Raw genomic sequence first — 1,637 nt, 5'->3', positions numbered from 1 at the left:
CGGAGTTTTTCAAGTTAGTTGTCGCATCAAGTTAAATTTTATGCCGCCCGCACTTCTTCTTTTTTCTCTGGATTCAAATTTACTTCATTGATCATTGTCCAATTTCGAGACTTTCCTGACCAACGACTTGGATTCTGTAATTTCGCTATTTCATTAACCCGATGACGTTCCGCTAGGATCGCTTTATCTAAACCTAAATGACGCTGATTTGGCGTGACAAACTTAATACCGCTATGTAAATGTTCATCGTTGTACCAATCTACAAATCCGTTAACCCATTTCCTTGCGCTCGCGATATCTTCGAAGGCTTTTTCAGGGTATTCTGGGCGATACTTTAATGTTTTAAATAATGACTCAGAATACGGATTATCGTTACTCACAGATGGTCGGCTAAATGAAGGCACAATCCCTAACTCCTGCAATGTCGCTAATAACGTTGCTCCTTTCATTGGACTGCCATTATCTGAGTGCAACGTGACTTGCTCAGGTTTTACCTGCTCTCGCCTGCAAATATCTACCATTAAATCAGCCGCCAGTGTGCTTAGTTGTGTGTCATGAACCTGCCAACCAACTATTTTTCGACTATAAATATCCATCACTAAATATAAGTATAAAAACTGACCTTTAACTGCTGTCGGCAAATACGTGATATCCCATGTATAAATTTCGTTTGCACGTGTTGCCTTGAGCGCTTTTGGCTTTTTTATCTTTTTATTTGGTTTTACTTTTTCTCTGTGTGTTAGTAAGTTATGTGATTTCATAACGCGATAAAACGAACTTTCTGATGCTATCCACACACCTTTATCCAATAGTTTAGGGACTATCTTGCAGGGTGGTAAATGCCCGTACTCTATTGAATTAACCGTCTTAATTATACGCTGTTGCTCTAATTCAGTTAGCTTATTAGGTGGTCGTTTTATCGTACTTGTCCGCTTATCTATCATATCTTCAGCTTCAATCCAGCGTTGGATTGTTCTTGTCGTTAAACCAAGTAACTCACATGCTTTTGCTTGCCTTGCCCCTGATTTCTGAGCGTCTTTAATGAGCTTTATCAATTCATGGCGTTCAGTTGAGCTGGTTAATCGTCCTCGTTGAAACCCCAAAGCGCATCTGCTTTTTTTTTGAGTACAAGTAAAGCGGCTGTTTCTGCTAATGCTTTATCTTTACGATTAAGCTCTTTTTGAAGCTGCTTAATTTCTTGTTTGAGCTGCTTGCTGTCTGATTTTACAGGCTTCGTTGCTGGCCCTTTAGCAAAATCTTGCTTCCATTGTTGAATGTGATGCGGGTAAAGTCCTTTAGCACGACAATATTCATTAAGAGCTGTTTCATCTAAACTCGCACATTCAATAATGGCGTTGAGCCTGTCTTCTAAGCTCCAGTCATGAGGGCGTTTTTCTGTTGTCATGTGACTACCGTTATTTTTAGTTTCAAGTTCATGGTTTTTAGCAAGTGCAATCCACCGTTGTAGTGTTGAATAGCCGACGCCTAAATCATCAGCAATATCTTCTAGACGAACATCATCACATTGAGATAATGCTTTTTCAACAGCTTGAACTTTAAATTCTTGAGTAAATCGACGTCTCATTTTATCTGCCTCTATTAAAAGTTAGAGGCGACAACTATCCTGACACAGGGGG

General features: G+C 39.6%; 1 protein-coding gene. It reads right to left on the bottom strand.

The window, feature by feature from the left end:
* Positions 1 to 38: 38 nt before the first annotated feature.
* A protein-coding gene (locus tag H5182_RS21905; RefSeq protein ID WP_182732663.1) for an IS3 family transposase occupies positions 39 to 1,585 on the bottom strand; the annotation gives its coding sequence in 2 pieces (ribosomal slippage) (positions 39 to 1,126 and positions 1,126 to 1,585; 1,548 coding nt in all).
* Positions 1,586 to 1,637: the final 52 nt, after the last annotated feature.

Origin of the sequence: Pseudoalteromonas sp. SG44-17 (genome assembly GCF_014164235.1) — a bacterium.
Lineage (GTDB): Bacteria > Pseudomonadota > Gammaproteobacteria > Enterobacterales > Alteromonadaceae > Pseudoalteromonas > Pseudoalteromonas rhizosphaerae.
The sequence above is the reverse complement of the archived record's forward strand: the minus strand, read 5'-3'. Positions and strand labels throughout refer to the sequence as shown.